Origin of the sequence: Clostridium puniceum (assembly GCF_002006345.1) — a bacterium.
Taxonomy (GTDB): domain Bacteria; phylum Bacillota; class Clostridia; order Clostridiales; family Clostridiaceae; genus Clostridium; species Clostridium puniceum.
Map to the genome: position 1 here is coordinate 1 of NZ_LZZM01000074.1, position 2627 is coordinate 2627.

Here is a 2627-nt window from a genome sequence, read left to right on the forward strand (position 1 = left end):
CTACCTGAAACTCATAAAAAGCTATATTTAGAAAGACATTTACAAATAGTAATTTAGTGTATAATTTTCACCTTAATCTTGTCCATTATTCGTAAAATAATAATGGTTTATTAAGCATACCTTTTTTAAAAAAAATAATTTTAAAATTTTTTATTTTTTTGTATAACTGGTCTAGAGAATAAAATAAGCCCCACCGTAATTTTATTTTACGGTGGGGCTTTACTTTTTTTAACAATATGTTTTAATAATCTTATTATATACTATATTTTGGAAATGTAAATAATTATTTTTACATAGAGTGAACTATTTTTTATAAAACTCCTATAGAATCAATTTTCCACTTTCCAGTATTGCTCTCTTTTATCAAATAATAATGATATTCATATTCTCCATTTGTAATTGGTTCTATATTTTCATTTTTATATCTAATATTAACTTTAACTGAATATATTCGCACATTTTTATTTAATAATTCATTTCCTAGTTCATTTTCATTGTTATATGAATTATATATGCTATCATCCTTAATTAAAGAAATTGATACTAGTTGTTTTGATTCTATATTATCTAATCTAAAATTCGAATCTTGATTTTTAGAAGTATAACAATTTAATAACTTTTCAAGATTGTGCTCATTTTCATATTTTATAGATTCTTTTATTACATTCGTAGGTGAATTTATAATTAAATAAGCTAATACTGATATTAATATTATTGATATCAGTATTAGAGTTTTAATTATAAATCTTTTATTAAAACTCATTTTATTAAGCCGTTACTTTTAAGTATCTTATGTTTGAATAAGTTGAATTTTCAGGATAATATTGAAATAATGGCTTGTTTTGAGCTGCATTTGAATGGGCAGATACGTATACTGTTCCATATCCACCTATATAAGTAATCATTAAAGAGTGTGACCAATTACCTTTATCCTTATTATATAGTTGAACAATATCACCTTTTTTACAAGTGTACAATGAACTATATTCAGTTGCATAACCCTTATTCTTTAGCCAATTTCTTAATTCTGTTACTCTTATCCATGCATTACTTCCATTGCTCCAAGTAGAATCAGTAGGTAATCCACCAGCTTTTAATGCTTTAGATACAAAATTAGTACAATCATTACCAGAATAATCTTCTGATGAATATGCATTATTTATAGCCCATGATGCAGCTGAATCACCATTATAACTTGAATAACTTCGTGCAGATATATTTCTTTGTGCTGCTAATTTCTTTGAGTCTTTATTAAATTTATCAATATCTCCATTTAATGAGTTCATTTTTTCATTAACATTTTCTATCTTTTGCTCAATATATTCTTTACATTTCTCTTCAGTGTTTGCAACTTTTGATTCAATAGTTTTTGCATTTGTATCTGGTTCAAAAATATCATATTCAACTAATAAATCATTATTTTCTGTTGTTTTTAAAGATACTATATGATTATCTGTATATTTAGTTTCTACCTCCGAATCTTTATATTTTAAGCTAACATTATTGTTTACATCAATTTTAATGCTATCTCCATTGGTTTCAATCTTATTTATTTTTACATTTTCTGAGTATGTGTCTACTTGTTGATTAATTCCACGTAACCAATTAACAGTTAACTCTGATTTAAGCTTGTCATAGTCTTCTAACTCACTTCCTGGTAGTATATATTTATTTGGTATAGTTTCTAATTCAGATTTCATATTCAACTCATTTGTAAAATAGTTTGTTAGCACCTCCTTTATTTTTTCATTTCCAGAATTATCTTTTGCATAGGCTACTGTACAAATTGGAAGTACAGCCGCTATCAAAGACATTGATAAAAATTTTGCTATGTTTTTTTTCATTAAAAAAGCCTCCTAATTTATAAATATTTTGTCATATTTATATAAATTCTTCATATTTTTGGTTTTGCCTCTTTTTCCCAAATATTTTTATTTATTTTTTATTATGCAATTTTCTTTTGTCAGCATTACGGCAAAAATTGCAGTTAATATAACACCTATAGCTGAAATAAACTCGGTTAATACACTTAATTCAGTCCCAATAAAAAATACTCCATTTATTACATCATACGGAATCGGATGGCTTAATAATACAAGCATAACGCTTCCAAAAATACAATAAATTAATCTGATACTCTTGTTCATTTTTATTTCTCCAATATATTCAAATTAAGATTATTACATCATAAATAGTTATTTTTTATATTATAGAACCATGAGCCTAAAGAACTTTTTAACTCATTACATTTATTAATTGGTAGGTACTGCGTTTCAATCCATACGCCTTTACTGTTGCCCCTCACGTAGCACGTAACCCCCTTGAAATACTCTAAGACTCTATTTATATTAACCCCGTCATACGTGGCGGAATCGTCATTGAAAATAACGTCCTGTTGCATGAGGTAAACCGCATTAATAATGCTGACTACCATATCAACTTTACCATTACTTTTCTTTTTATTGACGTATTCATTAAGGTTTGTATCTTCTGTACATCTTGGAGTATACCCTATTTGATAGACACATAGAAAAGACGTTATAATAACAATAAAGAAGGATGTGTTTATCAAATGAGTAAGAGAAGAGAGTTTTCTGTAGAATATAAGAAAGAGATAATAAAATTAG

General features: G+C 26.2%; 3 protein-coding genes. All 3 read right to left on the reverse strand.

Features of this window, described 5'->3' with window-relative positions; all coding sequences use genetic code 11:
• Positions 1 to 310: 310 nt before the first annotated feature.
• A complete protein-coding gene (locus CLPUN_RS06170) occupies positions 311 to 763 on the reverse strand; it encodes a DUF4829 domain-containing protein (RefSeq protein WP_077846450.1) in 453 nt (150 codons plus the stop codon).
• A gap of 4 nt (positions 764 to 767) precedes the next feature.
• Positions 768 to 1844, reverse strand: a complete 1077-nt coding sequence (locus CLPUN_RS06175; RefSeq protein WP_077846451.1) for an amidase domain-containing protein — start codon at positions 1842 to 1844, stop codon at positions 768 to 770.
• Between the two features lie 87 nt (positions 1845 to 1931).
• Complete coding sequence (locus tag CLPUN_RS06180) at positions 1932 to 2147, reverse strand: hypothetical protein (RefSeq protein ID WP_077846452.1); 216 nt, start codon at positions 2145 to 2147, stop codon at positions 1932 to 1934.
• Positions 2148 to 2627: the final 480 nt, after the last annotated feature.

Excerpts from the sequence above, each read along its gene's own strand:
- CLPUN_RS06170 (WP_077846450.1), bottom strand. The coding sequence starts at position 763 with ATGAGTTTTAATAAAAGATTTATAATTAAAACTCTAATACTGATATCA.
- CLPUN_RS06175 (WP_077846451.1), bottom strand. The coding sequence starts at position 1,844 with ATGAAAAAAAACATAGCAAAATTTTTATCAATGTCTTTGATAGCGGCT.
- CLPUN_RS06180 (WP_077846452.1), bottom strand. The coding sequence starts at position 2,147 with ATGAACAAGAGTATCAGATTAATTTATTGTATTTTTGGAAGCGTTATG.